The organism is Actinoplanes sp. NPDC049668 (assembly GCF_044465445.1).
Lineage (GTDB): Bacteria > Actinomycetota > Actinomycetes > Mycobacteriales > Micromonosporaceae > Actinoplanes.
On the sequence record NZ_JBITLR010000005.1, the window covers coordinates 577,733 to 591,704 of the forward strand.

Sequence of the window (13,972 nt, forward strand, 5' to 3'; positions counted from 1 at the left end):
GCTCAGCGCCCTGTTTCCGGCCCGGCGAGGGGACGATCTTGTACGCCAGCAACTCCAGCGAGTCGAGCACGCGGGCGGGCCGCGGCCACACGATCGCGGGAAGGCCGTCACCAGCATGTTGCTCATGCTCGGCACGGGCCTGCTCGACGGCGTCCGGGTAGGCCTGGGTCTTCTCGTACGCCATGATCACCGCGGTTTGGATCTGGTGACACGTTTCTTACCGCGCCCCCCGCGTGGCGACCATCGCGTCAATTGCTGGATTGCGATTATCGGTAATCCGATAATCGGTCCGAGGTTGAAAACGGACAAAATTTCGGCTACACCATAATGACAGTTATGTTGTAGTCCGTCGCCGTGACGTTGGCCGGTTCTGCTAAGCGCGGACCATCCGCTGCCGATCGTCGAACGGCACGTCCGCGACTGACGAAGGACCCGACTCGATGCCCCTGAGCTCACACCCGGCAGCTGCCGCACTGGCCACCGCCAGCACTGTCGCCGCCATCCTGATCGCGGCCGCGCCGGCACAAGCGGCCGCCGTGACCGACACCCTCACGAAACCCACGACGCTGGCCGCGCCCAAGAGCATGACGGCCGCGAACGGGCGGCTGTTCGTCTCCGACGGCAACACCGTCGCCGTCCTCGGCACCGACGGAGTCACGCAGAAGAGCGTCACCGGGATGTTCGGGGCACGTGACGTCCTGGCGTCGCCGTCCGGTGACCGGGTCTATGTCGCGCTCAGCCAGGCCGGCGCCATCGCCGTCATCGACACCGGCACTCTGACCGAGGTGGCCCGGTACACGACCGGTGAATGCCCGGTCCACCTCGCGTTCGCCGGCTCCCGCCTGTTCTACGGCGCCGGCTGCGACCAGTGGGACGGCACCATCGGCTCGGTCGACGCCGCCGGCGGCACCGACCTTCAGACCGTGAAGACCGCCGGCATGTACTCCGCTCCGCTGCTCGACGGTGCCGGGAACACGCTCGTCGCGGGCGTCGGCGGTATCAGCAGCGGCCCGGTCCACACCTACTCCGTCGAAGGGGCCACCGTCACCGAGCTGGCGCGGAAGGACACCGGCGGTTTCCTCGCCCGGGTCTCCGTCAGCCCCGACGGCAAGAAGGTCGCCACGGCTGCCGGCTCTCCGTACTACCTGGCGCAGTACGACGCCGCCACCTTGACCGTGGCCGGGTCGTTCGACACGGGCGCGTACCCGGCCGACGTCGCCTACTCCAACGGCGGCACCATGATCGGTGGCGGGGTCGACAGCACCTACGGGCCGGGCGGCAACATCGTCGCGTTCGACGTCGTCGCGGGCACCGAGGTCCTCTCGGGCAACGCCCATCCGAAGGCCGCCTACAACCGCCCGGCGCCGGTCTCCGGAACCTTGACCTGGTCTGCCGACGACTCGCGGCTCTACTCGATCCTCGACGACTTCACCGGACGTGCCGCACAGCCGCACGTCTACTACCTCGCCAGGGGCTTCGAGACGATCCCGGCCCCAGCCGTGACGACCACCAGGCTGACGCTCGTTCAGCCCGCGAAGGCCGGCGCCAAGGTCCGCGCGACCGCCACCGTGGTCGGCCACTCGGGCGTCACGGTCCGGTTCGTCCGCACCAGCCCGGCGGGTAACCTCACCGTGACCGCCAAGACGAACTCGGCCGGCGCCGCGACAGTCGATATTCCGGCACCGGCCGGAGGGTTGGTCACCGCCTACTACGACGGCGACGACAGCAACAAACCGTCGTCCGCCAAGGCCGCCTACAAGACCATCACGACCACCGGGGTCACCGTCACCGGTCAGTACAAGACGGTGAAGAAGGTCGCCTACTTCCACGACAAGAAGAACGTCGTCATCAAGGTGGCCGTGTCCTCACCTGTGGCCCGCCGGAAGATCACCGCCGTGCTGCAGGCCAAGTCCGGCGACAAGTGGCAGACGCTGCAGACGAAGGTCTTCACTCTCGACGCTTCCGGCGTCTACTACATCGGCCTCGTCGCGGCAAGCAAGAAGGTGCAGTACCACCTCGTCGTCAAGTTCGCCGGCGATGCCTACGGCAAGCCGTCCTCGGCCACCAGCAGAACCCTCACCATTCGATGACGCGAAAGGCCCGCGACTGACAGGGACCCTGTTCACGCCCCGCCGAGTGCGCAGATAATGATCGACATGAACGTCCGATATGACGAGGTTCTCGATCCGCTGCGCCAGGCGTACGACACCCGCGCGGCCTGGCGCGACGGGCTTACCAAGCAACCGTGGAAGCTGGCGGAGCGTCAGGCGTTCCGGGACCGTCTGGCATCGGGTGCGCGGCTGCTGGAGATCGGTGCGGGCACCGGGCAGGACAGCGCCTTCTTCCAGCGGGAGGGCCTTGACGTCGTCGCGGCCGACCTGTCGCCGGTGATGGTCGAGCACTGCCGGGCCAAGGGCATCGAGGCCCACGTGATGGACTTCCTGCACCTTGACTTCCCGCCCGGCTCCTTCGACGCGGTGTTCGCGATGAACTGCCTGCTGCACGTGCCCAACCACGACCTGCCGGCGGTCCTGGCCGCCATCCGGGCCGTCCTGCGTCCCGGCGGCCTCCTCTTCGTCGGGGTGTACGGCGGCAGCGAGAGCACCGAGGGCCCGATCGACGATGACCAGCACGTGCCGCCACGCTTCTTCTCATCGCGAACCGACGAACAGCTGCTCGGCTTCGCCGCCACCGCGCGGTTCGACGTGGTTGACTTCCATCCGGTCGACACCGGTGGCGATTACCGCTTCCAGTCCTTGACCCTGCGTCGCCCCGACGGCGACTGAGTAACCGGCAGCAGCGGATTCTCGGAAAGTCGGAGACCCGATGCAACCGTACGGTCCAGCTGTTGGTCCTTTTCCCGACGAGCGTTGACGACGGGGAGAGCGACTTGGATGCCGCGGACGCGGTTCAACAGGCGTACGAGGCCTACTATCGGCGGCTCGTGACCCAGATCGCCGGTCTCGTCGGTGATCTGGCCGAGGCCGAGGACGCCGTGCACGAGGCGTTCGCCCGAGTGTTGGCCGCACCGCGGTCGTTCCTGCATGCCGACGACGCCGAGCGGTGGCTGCGGGTCGCCGCCCTCAACGTCGCCCGGACCCGCTACCGGCGGCGCTGGCTGTTCGACCGCCTGGTCCGTTCCGGCCGGATCGAGGTCACCCCCGGCGCGGTGCCCGGGGTCTCCGGCGACCGGGTCGCCCTGCTCACCGCGCTGCGCCGGCTGGGCCCGCCGACCCGCGAGGCGGTGGTGCTGCACCATCTGGCCGACCTGTCGGTGGCTGAGGTCGCCGCCACCCTCGACGTGCCGGTGGGCACGGTCAAGGCCCGGCTGGCCCGGGGTCGGGCGGCACTCGCCCGTTTCCTGTCCGAGGACGAGCCGACCGTGCGGCTCACGGCGAGGCCGCTGGCCGAAGGGAGCCGTCATGCCTGAACCGGGTTTCACCAGGCTGCGGGAAGAGTTCAGCCAGGCGGTGCGCCAGCCCGACTTCGATACCGTACGGCGCAGGTCAGGCGGGATACGCCGACGGCGGGCCGTGACGGCGGCCGCGGCATTCCTGGCGACCGTGCTGACGGCGACGGGTCTGGTCACCACCTCCCGCGACCTCCCGGACGAGCCCAGCCTGTTCGACACCACGCCGACCGCCACCGAGACCCCGGACGGCAGGGTGTGGCCCCGGATGACCTCGGTCGCCGACACCGGCACCGAGGTGTACGCCGTCTACACGCGGTGCCGGGACTGCGACACGAAACTCTATGTCTCGTCCGACGACGGCGAGTCCTGGCAGCAGCGCACCATCCCCACAGCCCCGCCGAACGCGGAGAACCCACGGGAGGCCACGCTGACGGTGCTGACCCCCGGGGTGATCGCCTGGCGGGAGCGCACCGTCCTGCCCTGGACGGAGGCCGAGACCCCGGCCACCGTCCTGCCCTGGATCACCCGGGACGGGGGCCGGACCTGGCAACGCGCCGAGATCAGCAACCAGCCGGTGACCGCCGTCCCGGCGGGTGCGAGCCCGGTCGACTGCGGCGTGTGGGACGTCTCGGCCTGCGCGGTCGGCGTGATCGACCCGGCCACCGCCAAGTTCGCGCCGCTGGCCGCCCAGCCCACCGGCATCACCGTCGCGGAGCAGTGGAATTGGCAGGTCAACGTGCCGCTCGGCGGGCGCCTGTGGATTCCTGGACTGGATCCGGTCACGAAGAAGCCCGCGGTGGCGACCAGCGCCGACGGCGGCCGGACCTGGCACACCCACGTCTTCACCGACGGCGTGACGGCCGAGTCCCCCGGAATCGGCTGGATCCCCGCCATGTACCTGCCGAGGATCGCCGCCGGTTCCGGCGCAGCGGCATACGTGCTGACCTACCGGGCCGACAACGTGGCCGACGTCCGCTACACCACCGACGGCGGGACGACCTGGCGTACCGGCGACACGGTCCACGACGGCGAAACGACCGGATTTGTCACCGCCGACGGCACGCACATCCTCACCGACAGCAGCGCCGACCGCACCACCACGAGCGCCGGCCGCGGCACCGGGAAGTACGCACCGGTCACCCTGCCCGGATATCCCGACGACCCGTCGACGGCCCAGATCACCGGGAGGTACCTGGTGACCGCGGAGGACGGCATCCACCTCTCCACCGACGGCCGGACCTGGCGGCGGATCAGCCAGCCCTGACCCGACAGGACACCCGCAAGTCCCCACGGACCGGCCACCGGCCACGTCCGCCACCGGCGTGCGCCCGAAATCCCCCACCGACAGGAGCAGACCGTGACACGCGACGACCGCCGGGTACCCGGCCTCGACGGGATCCGCGGCCTGGCCGCCCTGTACGTCGTGGTCCACCACTGCCGCCTGCTGGCCTTCCCCGGCTACCCCGCCGACACCGGGCCGGGCTGGCTCGGCTGGCTGATCCACGGGCGGTTCGCCGTCGTCGTGTTCATCGTGCTGTCCGGCTTCTCGCTGGCCGTCGCCCCGGCCCGCCGCGGCTGGCGGCTCGACGGCACCCTGCCCTACGCCCGGCGCCGCGCCCGGCGGATCCTGCCGGCCTACTGGGCGGCGCTCACCGTCAGCGCCCTGATCGCGACGGCCGTCCCGGCCCTGCCACTGAGCACACCACCAACCACGGAGTCGATGCTCGTCTACGGCCTGCTGCTGCAGGACGCGATCGCCGCACCCGCACCCAACGGAGCGTTCTGGTCGATCGCGGTGGAGGCCTTCCTGTACCTGATGTTCCCGCTGCTGTTGCTCGCACAACGCCGGCTCGGACCGGTGGCGACGCTCGCCCTGGTCGTCACACCGGTCGTGGCCGCGGGCCTGCTCTGGCCGGGATGGTCCACCGCGGCGCGGGCGACGGGCTACACCCTGGAGATGGCCCCGCTGTTCACCCTGGGCCTGCTGACCGCCGGGATCGTCGCCGCGAGCGAGCGGGTACGGAGTCTGCCCTGGCTGGGCCTGTCCGCGCTGGCCGCCGCCCCGGTGCTGACGCTGATCGTCCTGCACGACTCGGTGTGGACGGTATCGCGTTACTACTGGCTGGACCTGGCCGCCGGCCCGGCGATCGCCCTGTTCCTGGCTGCTGTAGCCACCCGCCGTCCGGCACGGCTCACCCGGCTGCTGGAGAGCAGACCACTGGTCGCCCTCGGCGGGTTCTCCTACAGCCTCTACCTGATCCACATGCCGATCGTCGCCCTGATCAGCACCCTGCTCGTGATCCCCCACACCGGGCCGGGCCTAACCGGCTTCACGATCACCGTGACCCTGGCACTCCCGGTCTGTCTGGCGGCATCGCGCCTGTTCGCCGCCCTCTTCGAAACCCGGTTTCGCACCCACCGGAATGCGTTCCTCGTAGCGAACGACCCGGCCTACGCGGACACAGGTGACCAGTCCGGCATCGCGCAGCACCAGCCTTAAGCGTTGGTCAGCGCGGCTGCGAGATCGGCGGTGCGGCCCAGCAATCGAGCGGCGGCGATCGGGTCCATGTAGTCCTGGTAGGACACGATCTCGCCGTCGCGGATCCGGATGATGCCCAGCGCCCGGAACCGGTAGGCCTCGCCGGTGACCATCGAGCGCCCGTAATGCTCGATCTCGGCGACGACCACCTCGGGATCGTCGGTGTCACGCACGAGCGCATCAACGCCGTCCATCTCGAACAGCTGCCGAGAGCCTGGTGTATTGCCGAAGAATGCCCGGATCGCCTCCGCGGCTGACCCGGCAGGGCGAACGGGTACTCCAGGATGCCGTCCTCGGCGAACAGGTCGGCGAAGACCACTCCTTCGCCGGCAACCATTCGCCGCACCTGTTCCACCACATCGCGTGGGCTGCTCACCATGGCCTCTCCCTATAATCGGAACGATGACCCCGCTTACAAAATACGGAACGGTGGCCCCGGTTAGCAATGGATGCCGTTGATCAACCCTTGCGCGCCGACGCTCGACGCAACCGCGAGCGGATCCTGCTCGCCGCGCGGGATGCGTTCGCAGAGTCCGGGTTCGCGGTGCCACTGGACGAGATCGCCGCCCGGGCCGGCGTCGGCCCGGGCACCGTGTACCGGCACTTCGCGACCAAGGAAGCGCTGTTCCAGGCCGTCGTGACGGCCAGAGTGACAAATCTCGTCGCAGAAGCACAGCGGCTCGGCTCACACGCCGATCCCGGCGGCGCCTTCTTCGGCTTCCTCGCTCGCCTCGGCGCCGAGGGAGCCGCCAAACGGGACACCTCCGACGCCATCACCGTCCCCGGTCCGCTGAAGGCTGAGATCCACGACGCCCTGGAAGTCCTGCTCTCGCGTGCTCAGACCGCCGGCGCTGTACGCCCGGACATCACCGCGGCCGATCTCATCGCGCTCATGAAGAGCCTGCTCGTCGCCGTACACGAAAACCCTGATCCCGCCCGAGCCGAGCGCATCTTCGCCGTCCTGACCGACGGGCTGCGGCCACCACCGACATCCGGGCGAACTCGGTCGCCTTCGTCGCAAATGGTGATCTAGCGTGAAGCCGTGAGCGAGTCCCTGGCTGCCGCGATCAACTCGCTATACGCCGTATTTGCCCGAGTTCCCCGACCATCCTCCATCGAATATTGCCAGTGCTGCTTCACGCCCGAAGACGAACGGGCTGTGCTGACAGACATGCCGGTACGACAGCTGCCAGCCGACGCGCTACGGCCATACGCGGCCGACGTCATGCTCACCGTCGGCGGTGTCGCCGACTTCCGTTACTTCCTGCCGCGCCTGCTGGAGATCGCCTGCGGCGAGGGGTTCAGCTGGCCGGACCTCGAGTCGGTGGTGGGCAGACTGCGCTTTGCCGGGTGGCGCAGTTGGCAGGACGACGAGCGAGACGCTGTCCGCGACTTCCTTGCCGCCTTGTGGGCGAACGCGCTGGCCGGCGACCCCGACCAGGAAGACGTCGACACCATCCTCTGCGCGATCGGCAACGCCGAGGATGACCTCAAGCCCTACCTCACCGAATGGGCTTCCGCCCTTACCCGGCCGACGGCCGGACCCGCAGCCGCGGCGCAGCTGCGGTCACTGCTCGATGGCGGTTACCGCTCGGATCGTGGCAAGCGACGGCTCACCAATGCCTTCTGGGAAGACCGCGACCACCAGGCCGAGCAGGTCATCGCCTGGCTGTCCAGTGCCGACCTTCAGGTGACTCTCTCCGCGGCGTTCGAGGCTGCCGACAGCGAGGAGACCCTACAAACCCTCGCTGACATCGACGACCTGGTGTGATGGAGCGATGCTCTGGCCGGTCCTACTCGACACCGCTCCCCGGGCCACCACCTGGTCACTGGGCGAACGGGTCTCGACCCGCCTCAGATGGCTCGACGACCCGGATCTTCCCAACGATCAGGTGCTGCACCAGGTCTTCATGCGGGCCGGCACGATGCACGACTTCGACGGGCAGCCCTGGGCGCAACTCATCGAGGCCGGCGACCTGCGCGCGGTCCGGGAAGGCGACCACCGGGCCGGTGACGTCACGCTCGATGGCTGCCTGGGCTTCGACGCCCATCTGAGGATCATCGGCGAGTTGCCCGTCACGGTAGGCATCGTCCGGCGGGTTCGGCTCGTGCAGGACCTGCACGATCGCGGCATCAGCGAGTGGATCCGCAGGCCCGGCGGCGTGCGGCTGACCGACGTCCCCGACGCCTGCCCCACCCGTCTGTGCGATGACCCGATCTCCGACGACTGGGAACCCGAGCCCGGCACGACGCAGTTCCTCAGTCCCGAGGAGCACTTCCGGCTGACCCGTGACCATCTGCCGGCGGAGCAGTGGCAGGCCCGCGGCTTCCTCGTCGACCTGGACGTCACCGACCCCTCCTGAGGGCCGGGCTTCCGTTTCCGCGGTCACCGATCATCGGCACGAGGTAACCTACGAGGGGTCCCGCCGACGACATATCTGCACATCCAGCGCCGTGTTGACGAGCGTTATCCCCCGCCTCACATGGACAACGCGCATCCAACCGGGGGATTGATGGCAACCGATTCTGCGTCCGATCCGGAAGCGGCGCCCGCGTGCCACGCACACGATACGCAGATCGGAACAGAGCAGCTGCTCGCGCTGATCGACAACACCTCGGCCGTCATCTACATACATGACCAAGATGGCCGATACCTGCTCATCAACCGCGAGTACGAGCGGCGGTTCGACGTTCGACGTGAAGACTTCGTCGGGCACACCGACCACGAGCTGTTTCCCCCGCACATAGCCGACGCCTTCCGAGCCAATGACCGGCTCGCGGTCCGGGCCGGCGGCCCGGTGCAGGTGGAGGAGATCGCCCCCGGACCGGACGGGCCGCACACCTACATCACGGTCAAGGTCCCTTTGACGGACGGCGCGGGGCACCCCTTTGCCGTCGCGGGCATCTCCACCGACATCACCGGGCGCAAGCGGGCCGAGGAGGAGGTGCGCCGGCTCAACGCCGAGCTGGAGCAGCGGGTCCGCGAACTCGAAGTGTCAACCAAGGAGCTTGATACCTTCGCGTACTCGGCGTCTCACGACCTGCAGGCCCCGTTGGCGTCCGTCGCCGGCCTGGCCGAGATCCTGATCGAGGACCACGCCGACCGGCTGGATGAGGAGGCGCAGCGCTACCTGCGCCGCATCCACGACAACGCGGCGCGCATGTCCCAACTCATCGACGACCTGTTGCGCCTCTCCCGTGTCACGCGCGCGGAATTGCGCCGCGAGCGCGTCGATCTCAGCCGACTGGCGCGCGCGGCCCTGGCGGACCTGCGTGAAGCCGACCCGCGCCGCGAAGTGAACGCCACGGTCGACGACGGTCTGGTCTGCGCGGGCGACACGCACCTCGTCCAGCTCGCCCTGAACAACCTGATCGCCAACGCGTGGAAATTCACCGCCGGGCGTCCTGACGCCCGGATCGAGGTCGGTGCCACGCGCCTGGAAGGGGAAGAGGTCTTCTTCGTACGCGACAACGGTGCCGGTTTCAGCATGCGCGACTTCGACCGGCTCTTCCAACCGTTCCAGCGGCTGCACGCCGCCAGCGACTTCGCCGGCCACGGCATCGGTTTGTCGATCGTTCACCGCGTCCTGAGCCGGCACGGCGGCCGCATCTGGGCCGACAGCACGCCCGGTGCGGGTGCCACCTTCTTCTTCACCCTGACCGACAGGAACGCGGAGCCGGAACCATGAGCATCCGGCAGCAGGCAGGCCGGCGGTTGTTAGCCTGCGGCGGTGCCGAATCTGCGCCGCGCCGTCCGCGCGATCGTCCTCGACCAGCACGACCGGATCCTGCTCTGCCGGTTCGTCTTTCCTCATCCGGCGGTGCCGGAGCAGGCGACGGCCGTCTGGGCGGCCCCGGGCGGCGGCATCGAACCCGGCGAGGACCCGCTGACGGCCTTGCGCCGTGAACTGCGGGAGGAGACCGGTCTGGTGGTCACCGCCGATCCACCGCACGTCTGGCACCAGGAGGTCGTGGCCGCCGACCACGCGCCGGGCTTCGACGGCATCGTCAACGACTACTTCCTCGTCCGGACGAACCACTTCCGGCCCCGCGGCGAGCTGACCGACGACCAACTCGCCGCGCAGGAGAACCTGGCCGGGTTCCGGTGGTGGCACCTCTCGGAGATCGCTGGTCATGCGGGACCCGAGCTGTTCTCGCCCCGCGACCTCGCCACACCCTTGGCAGCGCTTCTCACCGCGGGAGCGCCAGACCAGCCGGTCCAACTCGGCCTCTAGCCTCGGGTACGACCGGTTCTACGTTTCCGGGACGGGTCGGGCCGTGAACCAGGACTGATCTTCCGTGAGGTACCGATCGAATCGCAGGCCGGCTTCCCGCAGGTTCCGCGCCAGTTCCTCCGGTGTGATGGCGTACCGGGGAAATTCGTGCGTCCACGTCTGATCACCGACGTGGTAGTCGACGACAAGGTCCACCCGGTCTCCCCGTCGAAGCGCCGAGCGCACCACGCGCCGGACACCGGCGATCTCTGCGGATGACTCCGTCACCGTGTCGAACCAACCCGGCGCGTTCTGCTGGAAGACGACCAGCCCAGCAGGGTCGACATGATGCCGGCAGGTGGCCAGGAAAGCCCGGCGTAGCGGCGGCTCCCCGTTGATCATGGTGCTGGCCAACAGCACCACGTCGAAGGTGTGGTCCAGGCGGACGTCCTGAAGGCGCGCCAACGTGCCCGGTAGGCCGTCCAGTCTTTCCAGCATTGCGGGTGACTCGTCCACTCCGTGCACCCGGTGCCCGAACGCGGCGAGGGGGCGCAGGATGCGGCCGGTTCCGCATCCCAGTTCAAGGATCGATGCACCGGCCGGCACCGCCGCGTGGACGATCTCCGGTTCCCCCATGGTGGGCAGCAGCGAGTAGTACTCCACCGCGCATCCGTCCGGAGTGATCACACCTGGCCCTGCGCCCGCATATCTCATCGTCGAACCGTAGCCATGATGGACAGCTCAGAGGTCGTGGACGTACAGGCGCATCCTGGCCGGGCTACCGTCGGGACGGGTGTCGGTCCGGGAGGCGAAGTCGCGTACGGGGAGGAAACCGCTCCTCAGCGCGACCCGGACGGACGCGACGTCTCCGGCTGGACCCGGATGGCCGCGCGCGTGCCGATCCGCTCCTCCCGGAGGTACGCGCGGATCAGGCCGACGGCCTCGACCGCGACGCCGCGCCCGCGCGCCCACGGATGGACCGCGTAGCTGATGTTGACGTCGCCGTCCTCCAGGCCGTCGCGCACGTCGGGGTTGCAGTCGACGTAGCCCGCCAGGCGGTCGCCGAGGCACACGCCGAAGCCTCGGGTTCCCCGCCCCGCCCGGGCGTTGTCGGCGAGCTGGGCGAACCATCGCGTCGTCGACTCGACGGTGCCGGGGCCGCCGTTCAGCCACCGGACCGTCTGATCGTCCTCGCCGGCGTTGTGCGCGTCGACGTCCGCGACGGTCAGCACGCGCAACGTGACGCGCGCGGGCCTCATGATCGGGCGTCGAACCGGGCGCGGGCCTGGAAGACGCGGTCCATGTGTGTCTCCGCCCAGGTCTTGATCGCGACCATGACCGGGAACAGGTCGTGGCCGAGCGGGGTGAGCTCGTAGTCGACGCGGGCGGGCACCGACGCGGTCACGGTGCGGGTGAGCAGGCCGTCGCGTTCCAGCGTGCGCAGCGTCTGGGTGAGCATCTTCTGGCTGACGCCGGCGATGCGGCGGGCCAGCTCGCTGTGCCGCTGCGGACCGTCGGCGAGTGCCGCGATCACCAGTGCCGCCCATTTGTCGGTGAGCGTGCTCAGCAGTTCCCGGGTCGGGCAGGCCGCCAGGAACGCGTCGTAGTCGCGTTTGGCCTGCTCGCGTCGTTGTCCAGCGGTCGTCGTCGCCATCTGCCGCCCCCTACCGGTGCCTTAGGCACTTCCAGGTACCTACTTTCTCCTGGTGCCCAACCATACCTAGCGTAAATGGCGAATATGACGCCAGCGAAGGAGTGGAACCATGCGAGCAGTCAGCTATGCACAGTTCGGCGGGCCGGAGGTTCTGCAGGTGGTGACGGACCTGCCGCTGCCACAGCCGGGGCCGGGTCAGGTGCGGGTACGCGTCGCCGCGTCCGTCGTTCACCCGGTCGACCTCATGGTCCGCGCCGGGCGATTTCCGGCGCCGCTGCCGGCCGGGCTGCCGTACGTGCCGGGTTGGGACGTGGCCGGGACGGTCGACGCGGTCGGGCCGGACGTCGGAGGTCTCGCGGCGGGTGACGAGGTCATCGGGTTCTCGCACTGGCTGCGCACCACGGTCGGCGCACACGCGGAGCAGGTGGTCCTCGACGCCGCGGGGCTGACCGCCGCGCCCGCCGGCGTTCCCGCGACCGAGGCCGCGACCCTGCCGGTCAACGGCCTCGCCGCCGCGCAGGCCCTCGACCTGCTCGCGCTGCCGGCGGGCTCGTCCGTGCTCGTCACCGGCGCCGCGGGGCAGGTCGGCGGGTTCGCCCTGGCGCTGGCCCGGGTCGCCGGGCTGCGCGCCACCGGAGTCGCGGCGGCCGGCGACCGCGAGTTCGTCGAGTCGCAGGGTGCGGCGTTCGTGCCGCGCTCGGACGGCCCGATCCCGTCGGCGGGCGGCTTCGACGCGGTCGTCGACCTCGCGGCGATCGGCTCGTCGCCGATGGACCTGGTCAGGGACGGCGGCGGCTTCGTGGCGGCCTCGCCCCCGCTGCGCCCGGAGCCGGCGCGGGGAATCCGGACGTTCGCGCTGGACGTGCAGCCCGACGGCGCCCGGCTGGGCGAGCTGGTGAAGCTGGTGGAGGCCGGCGACATCCCGCTGCGGGTCTCCGGGGTCTACTCCTTCACCGAGTCGGCGGCGGCCCACGACCGGCTGGCCCAGGGCGGAGCTCGCGGCGGCGTGGTGATCGTCCCCTAGGCGCCTGCGGCCGTTTGCTACGTCGGATCGTCGGTCTGCCAGGGATGCAGGAACTGTTCCGGTCGCAGGTTCCATGCGTCGAGCGCTACGGCGAGCTGGGCTTCGCCGGCGACTGTCGTCGTTTTCACGAGGATCGCGTCGATGTCGTAGTCGAATCCGTCGAGCTGGTCGGCGTCGTAGTCCCAGTGCTCCAGCTTGAAGGTGCGGTCGGTGTCGACGGTGGTCGATATCGGGCGGATGTCGACGAAGGCTCGCCTGCCCGGGCCGGTGGCGGGTACCTCGGTGACCAGGCGCCGACCGTACCGCAGCGCGGTGAGCTTGTCGGTGGGCCAGCGCGGCGGGCGGGGGTCGGTGCTCACATCCGGGCTCTCAGCACGTCGAACTCGCAGCCCGGCGAGGACGGGTCGAAGCCGTGTTCGACCAGCCAGCGGATCGCGGTCAGGCTGCGCAGCGACCACCACCCGCGGATCGCGTCGCGGTCGACGTCGGTGCCGTAGCCGGCGAGCAGATCGTCGAGGCGCTCCTCGTGTCCGAGCGTCAGGATGGCGAGGTCGAACATGGCGTCGCCCCGGGCCGCCTCGGACCAGTCGATGACGCCGGTGACCTCGTCGCCGTCGACGAAGACGTGGGTGACCTGCAGGTCGCCGTGTATGAACACCGGTTTCCACGGCCGCAGCGCGGCCTCGGCGACCCTGCGGTTGCGGGCGACCAGGTCGGCGGGCAGGACGCCGCTGGAGACGAGCCACTCGCATTCGGCGTCGAGCTCCGTGGCGATGTCGTCGAGTCTCCGGCCGGGCCAGGGCGGCAGCGGCGCGTCGTGCAGCCGCCGCACGGCCGCGCCGGCCGCGGCCCAAGCCGCCGGCGACACGGTCGACGGCGCGCCGAGACGGCCGAGCGCCTCCCCCGGTACGGCGGCGAGCGCGAGCACGGGCGGCTCGCGCCACAGGATCCGCGGGGTCGGCACCGGCGCGATGGCCATCGCCTCGACCTCGACGTCGGTCAGCGCCGGATCGGAGTCGATCTTCAGGAACACGTCACCGACGCGCAGGGTCGCGCGTGCCTTGTGTGCGACGACAACCTCGACCTCTGCCACGCCCGTCATTGTGGTGAGCGGTCCGGGACCGCCGCG

General features: G+C 69.8%; 17 protein-coding genes. 11 read left to right on the top strand and 6 right to left on the bottom strand.

Translation table 11 applies throughout. The annotated features are described in order from the left end of the window. Window positions 1–440 precede the first annotated feature (440 nt). The 5 genes from ACIBSW_RS23790 to ACIBSW_RS23810 all read left to right on the top strand — a co-directional run bounded on the left by ACIBSW_RS23790 (window position 441) and on the right by ACIBSW_RS23810 (window position 5,912). Complete coding sequence (locus tag ACIBSW_RS23790; RefSeq protein WP_354721950.1) at window positions 441–2,090, top strand: hypothetical protein; 1,650 nt, start codon at window positions 441–443, stop codon at window positions 2,088–2,090. Between the two features lie 57 nt (window positions 2,091–2,147). After that, window positions 2,148–2,786 carry a class I SAM-dependent methyltransferase gene (locus ACIBSW_RS23795; RefSeq protein ID WP_354721949.1) on the top strand — a complete coding sequence of 213 codons (639 nt, stop codon included), beginning with the start codon at window positions 2,148–2,150 and terminating at the stop codon, window positions 2,784–2,786. 104 nt (window positions 2,787–2,890) lie between these two features. After that, window positions 2,891–3,430 (top strand): sigma-70 family RNA polymerase sigma factor, encoded by a 540-nt coding sequence (locus tag ACIBSW_RS23800; RefSeq protein ID WP_354721948.1) that lies wholly within the window; start codon window positions 2,891–2,893, stop codon window positions 3,428–3,430. Next, window positions 3,423–4,676, top strand: coding sequence for a sialidase family protein (locus ACIBSW_RS23805; protein ID WP_354721947.1), 1,254 nt, complete (start codon window positions 3,423–3,425; stop codon window positions 4,674–4,676). The genes ACIBSW_RS23800 and ACIBSW_RS23805 overlap by 8 nt, the downstream gene beginning before the upstream one ends. A 93-nt stretch (window positions 4,677–4,769) precedes the next feature. Beyond that, window positions 4,770–5,912 (top strand): acyltransferase, encoded by a 1,143-nt coding sequence (locus ACIBSW_RS23810; RefSeq protein WP_354721946.1) that lies wholly within the window; start codon window positions 4,770–4,772, stop codon window positions 5,910–5,912. On the opposite strand, the gene ACIBSW_RS23815 is transcribed toward ACIBSW_RS23810, so the two are convergent. Beyond that, window positions 5,909–6,145, bottom strand: coding sequence for a hypothetical protein (locus tag ACIBSW_RS23815; protein WP_354721945.1), 237 nt, complete (start codon window positions 6,143–6,145; stop codon window positions 5,909–5,911). The two genes, ACIBSW_RS23810 and ACIBSW_RS23815, sit on opposite strands and share 4 nt — an antisense overlap. 251 nt (window positions 6,146–6,396) lie before the next feature. Between ACIBSW_RS23815 and ACIBSW_RS23820 the strand changes: the two genes are divergently transcribed. The 5 genes from ACIBSW_RS23820 to ACIBSW_RS23840 all read left to right on the top strand — a co-directional run bounded on the left by ACIBSW_RS23820 (window position 6,397) and on the right by ACIBSW_RS23840 (window position 10,186). Next, the gene (locus ACIBSW_RS23820) at window positions 6,397–6,984 is read left to right on the top strand and encodes a helix-turn-helix domain-containing protein (protein ID WP_354721944.1); all 588 of its coding nucleotides are present in this window, start codon (window positions 6,397–6,399) and stop codon (window positions 6,982–6,984) included. A gap of 9 nt (window positions 6,985–6,993) precedes the next feature. Next, window positions 6,994–7,722 (top strand): hypothetical protein, encoded by a 729-nt coding sequence (locus ACIBSW_RS23825; protein ID WP_354721943.1) that lies wholly within the window; start codon window positions 6,994–6,996, stop codon window positions 7,720–7,722. Window positions 7,723–7,729: 7 nt separating this feature from the next. Beyond that, window positions 7,730–8,314, top strand: a complete 585-nt coding sequence (locus tag ACIBSW_RS23830; protein ID WP_354721942.1) for a hypothetical protein — start codon at window positions 7,730–7,732, stop codon at window positions 8,312–8,314. 120 nt (window positions 8,315–8,434) lie between these two features. After that, a complete protein-coding gene (locus ACIBSW_RS23835) occupies window positions 8,435–9,640 on the top strand; it encodes an ATP-binding protein (protein ID WP_354721941.1) in 1,206 nt (401 codons plus the stop codon). Window positions 9,641–9,682: 42 nt separating this feature from the next. After that, entirely contained in the window at window positions 9,683–10,186 is a 504-nt protein-coding gene (locus ACIBSW_RS23840; protein WP_354721940.1) for an NUDIX domain-containing protein, read from the top strand. An 18-nt stretch (window positions 10,187–10,204) separates the two neighbouring features. Here ACIBSW_RS23840 and ACIBSW_RS23845 read toward each other — a convergent pair whose 3' ends face one another. The 3 genes from ACIBSW_RS23845 to ACIBSW_RS23855 form a co-directional block, all read right to left on the bottom strand. Beyond that, window positions 10,205–10,828 carry a class I SAM-dependent methyltransferase gene (locus ACIBSW_RS23845; protein ID WP_354721939.1) on the bottom strand — a complete coding sequence of 208 codons (624 nt, stop codon included), beginning with the start codon at window positions 10,826–10,828 and terminating at the stop codon, window positions 10,205–10,207. Between the two features lie 176 nt (window positions 10,829–11,004). Beyond that, window positions 11,005–11,424 carry a GNAT family N-acetyltransferase gene (locus ACIBSW_RS23850; protein WP_354721938.1) on the bottom strand — a complete coding sequence of 140 codons (420 nt, stop codon included), beginning with the start codon at window positions 11,422–11,424 and terminating at the stop codon, window positions 11,005–11,007. Further along, the gene (locus ACIBSW_RS23855) at window positions 11,421–11,819 is read right to left on the bottom strand and encodes a helix-turn-helix domain-containing protein (RefSeq protein WP_354721937.1); all 399 of its coding nucleotides are present in this window, start codon (window positions 11,817–11,819) and stop codon (window positions 11,421–11,423) included. The genes ACIBSW_RS23850 and ACIBSW_RS23855 overlap by 4 nt, the downstream gene beginning before the upstream one ends. Before the next feature lie 109 nt (window positions 11,820–11,928). Between ACIBSW_RS23855 and ACIBSW_RS23860 the strand changes: the two genes are divergently transcribed. Then, entirely contained in the window at window positions 11,929–12,843 is a 915-nt protein-coding gene (locus ACIBSW_RS23860) for an NADP-dependent oxidoreductase (RefSeq protein WP_354721936.1), read from the top strand. A gap of 17 nt (window positions 12,844–12,860) precedes the next feature. On the opposite strand, the gene ACIBSW_RS23865 is transcribed toward ACIBSW_RS23860, so the two are convergent. Next, entirely contained in the window at window positions 12,861–13,202 is a 342-nt protein-coding gene (locus tag ACIBSW_RS23865; protein ID WP_354721935.1) for a hypothetical protein, read from the bottom strand. Further along, the gene (locus tag ACIBSW_RS23870; RefSeq protein ID WP_354721934.1) at window positions 13,199–13,945 is read right to left on the bottom strand and encodes an aminoglycoside phosphotransferase family protein; all 747 of its coding nucleotides are present in this window, start codon (window positions 13,943–13,945) and stop codon (window positions 13,199–13,201) included. The genes ACIBSW_RS23865 and ACIBSW_RS23870 overlap by 4 nt, the downstream gene beginning before the upstream one ends. Window positions 13,946–13,972: the final 27 nt, after the last annotated feature.

What these genes read in the sequence shown, in the direction of transcription:
- ACIBSW_RS23790 (WP_354721950.1), top strand. Translation starts at nt 441, where the DNA reads ATGCCCCTGAGCTCACACCCGGCAGCTGCCGCACTGGCCACCGCCAGC.
- ACIBSW_RS23855 (WP_354721937.1), bottom strand. Translation starts at nt 11,819, where the DNA reads ATGGCGACGACGACCGCTGGACAACGACGCGAGCAGGCCAAACGCGAC.
- ACIBSW_RS23850 (WP_354721938.1), bottom strand. Translation starts at nt 11,424, where the DNA reads ATGAGGCCCGCGCGCGTCACGTTGCGCGTGCTGACCGTCGCGGACGTC.
- ACIBSW_RS23820 (WP_354721944.1), top strand. Translation starts at nt 6,397, where the DNA reads ATGGATGCCGTTGATCAACCCTTGCGCGCCGACGCTCGACGCAACCGC.
- ACIBSW_RS23795 (WP_354721949.1), top strand. Translation starts at nt 2,148, where the DNA reads ATGATCGACATGAACGTCCGATATGACGAGGTTCTCGATCCGCTGCGC.
- ACIBSW_RS23805 (WP_354721947.1), top strand. Translation starts at nt 3,423, where the DNA reads ATGCCTGAACCGGGTTTCACCAGGCTGCGGGAAGAGTTCAGCCAGGCG.
- ACIBSW_RS23860 (WP_354721936.1), top strand. Translation starts at nt 11,929, where the DNA reads ATGCGAGCAGTCAGCTATGCACAGTTCGGCGGGCCGGAGGTTCTGCAG.
- ACIBSW_RS23870 (WP_354721934.1), bottom strand. Translation starts at nt 13,945, where the DNA reads ATGACGGGCGTGGCAGAGGTCGAGGTTGTCGTCGCACACAAGGCACGC.
- ACIBSW_RS23835 (WP_354721941.1), top strand. Translation starts at nt 8,435, where the DNA reads ATGGACAACGCGCATCCAACCGGGGGATTGATGGCAACCGATTCTGCG.
- ACIBSW_RS23815 (WP_354721945.1), bottom strand. Translation starts at nt 6,145, where the DNA reads ATGGACGGCGTTGATGCGCTCGTGCGTGACACCGACGATCCCGAGGTG.
- ACIBSW_RS23830 (WP_354721942.1), top strand. Translation starts at nt 7,730, where the DNA reads ATGCTCTGGCCGGTCCTACTCGACACCGCTCCCCGGGCCACCACCTGG.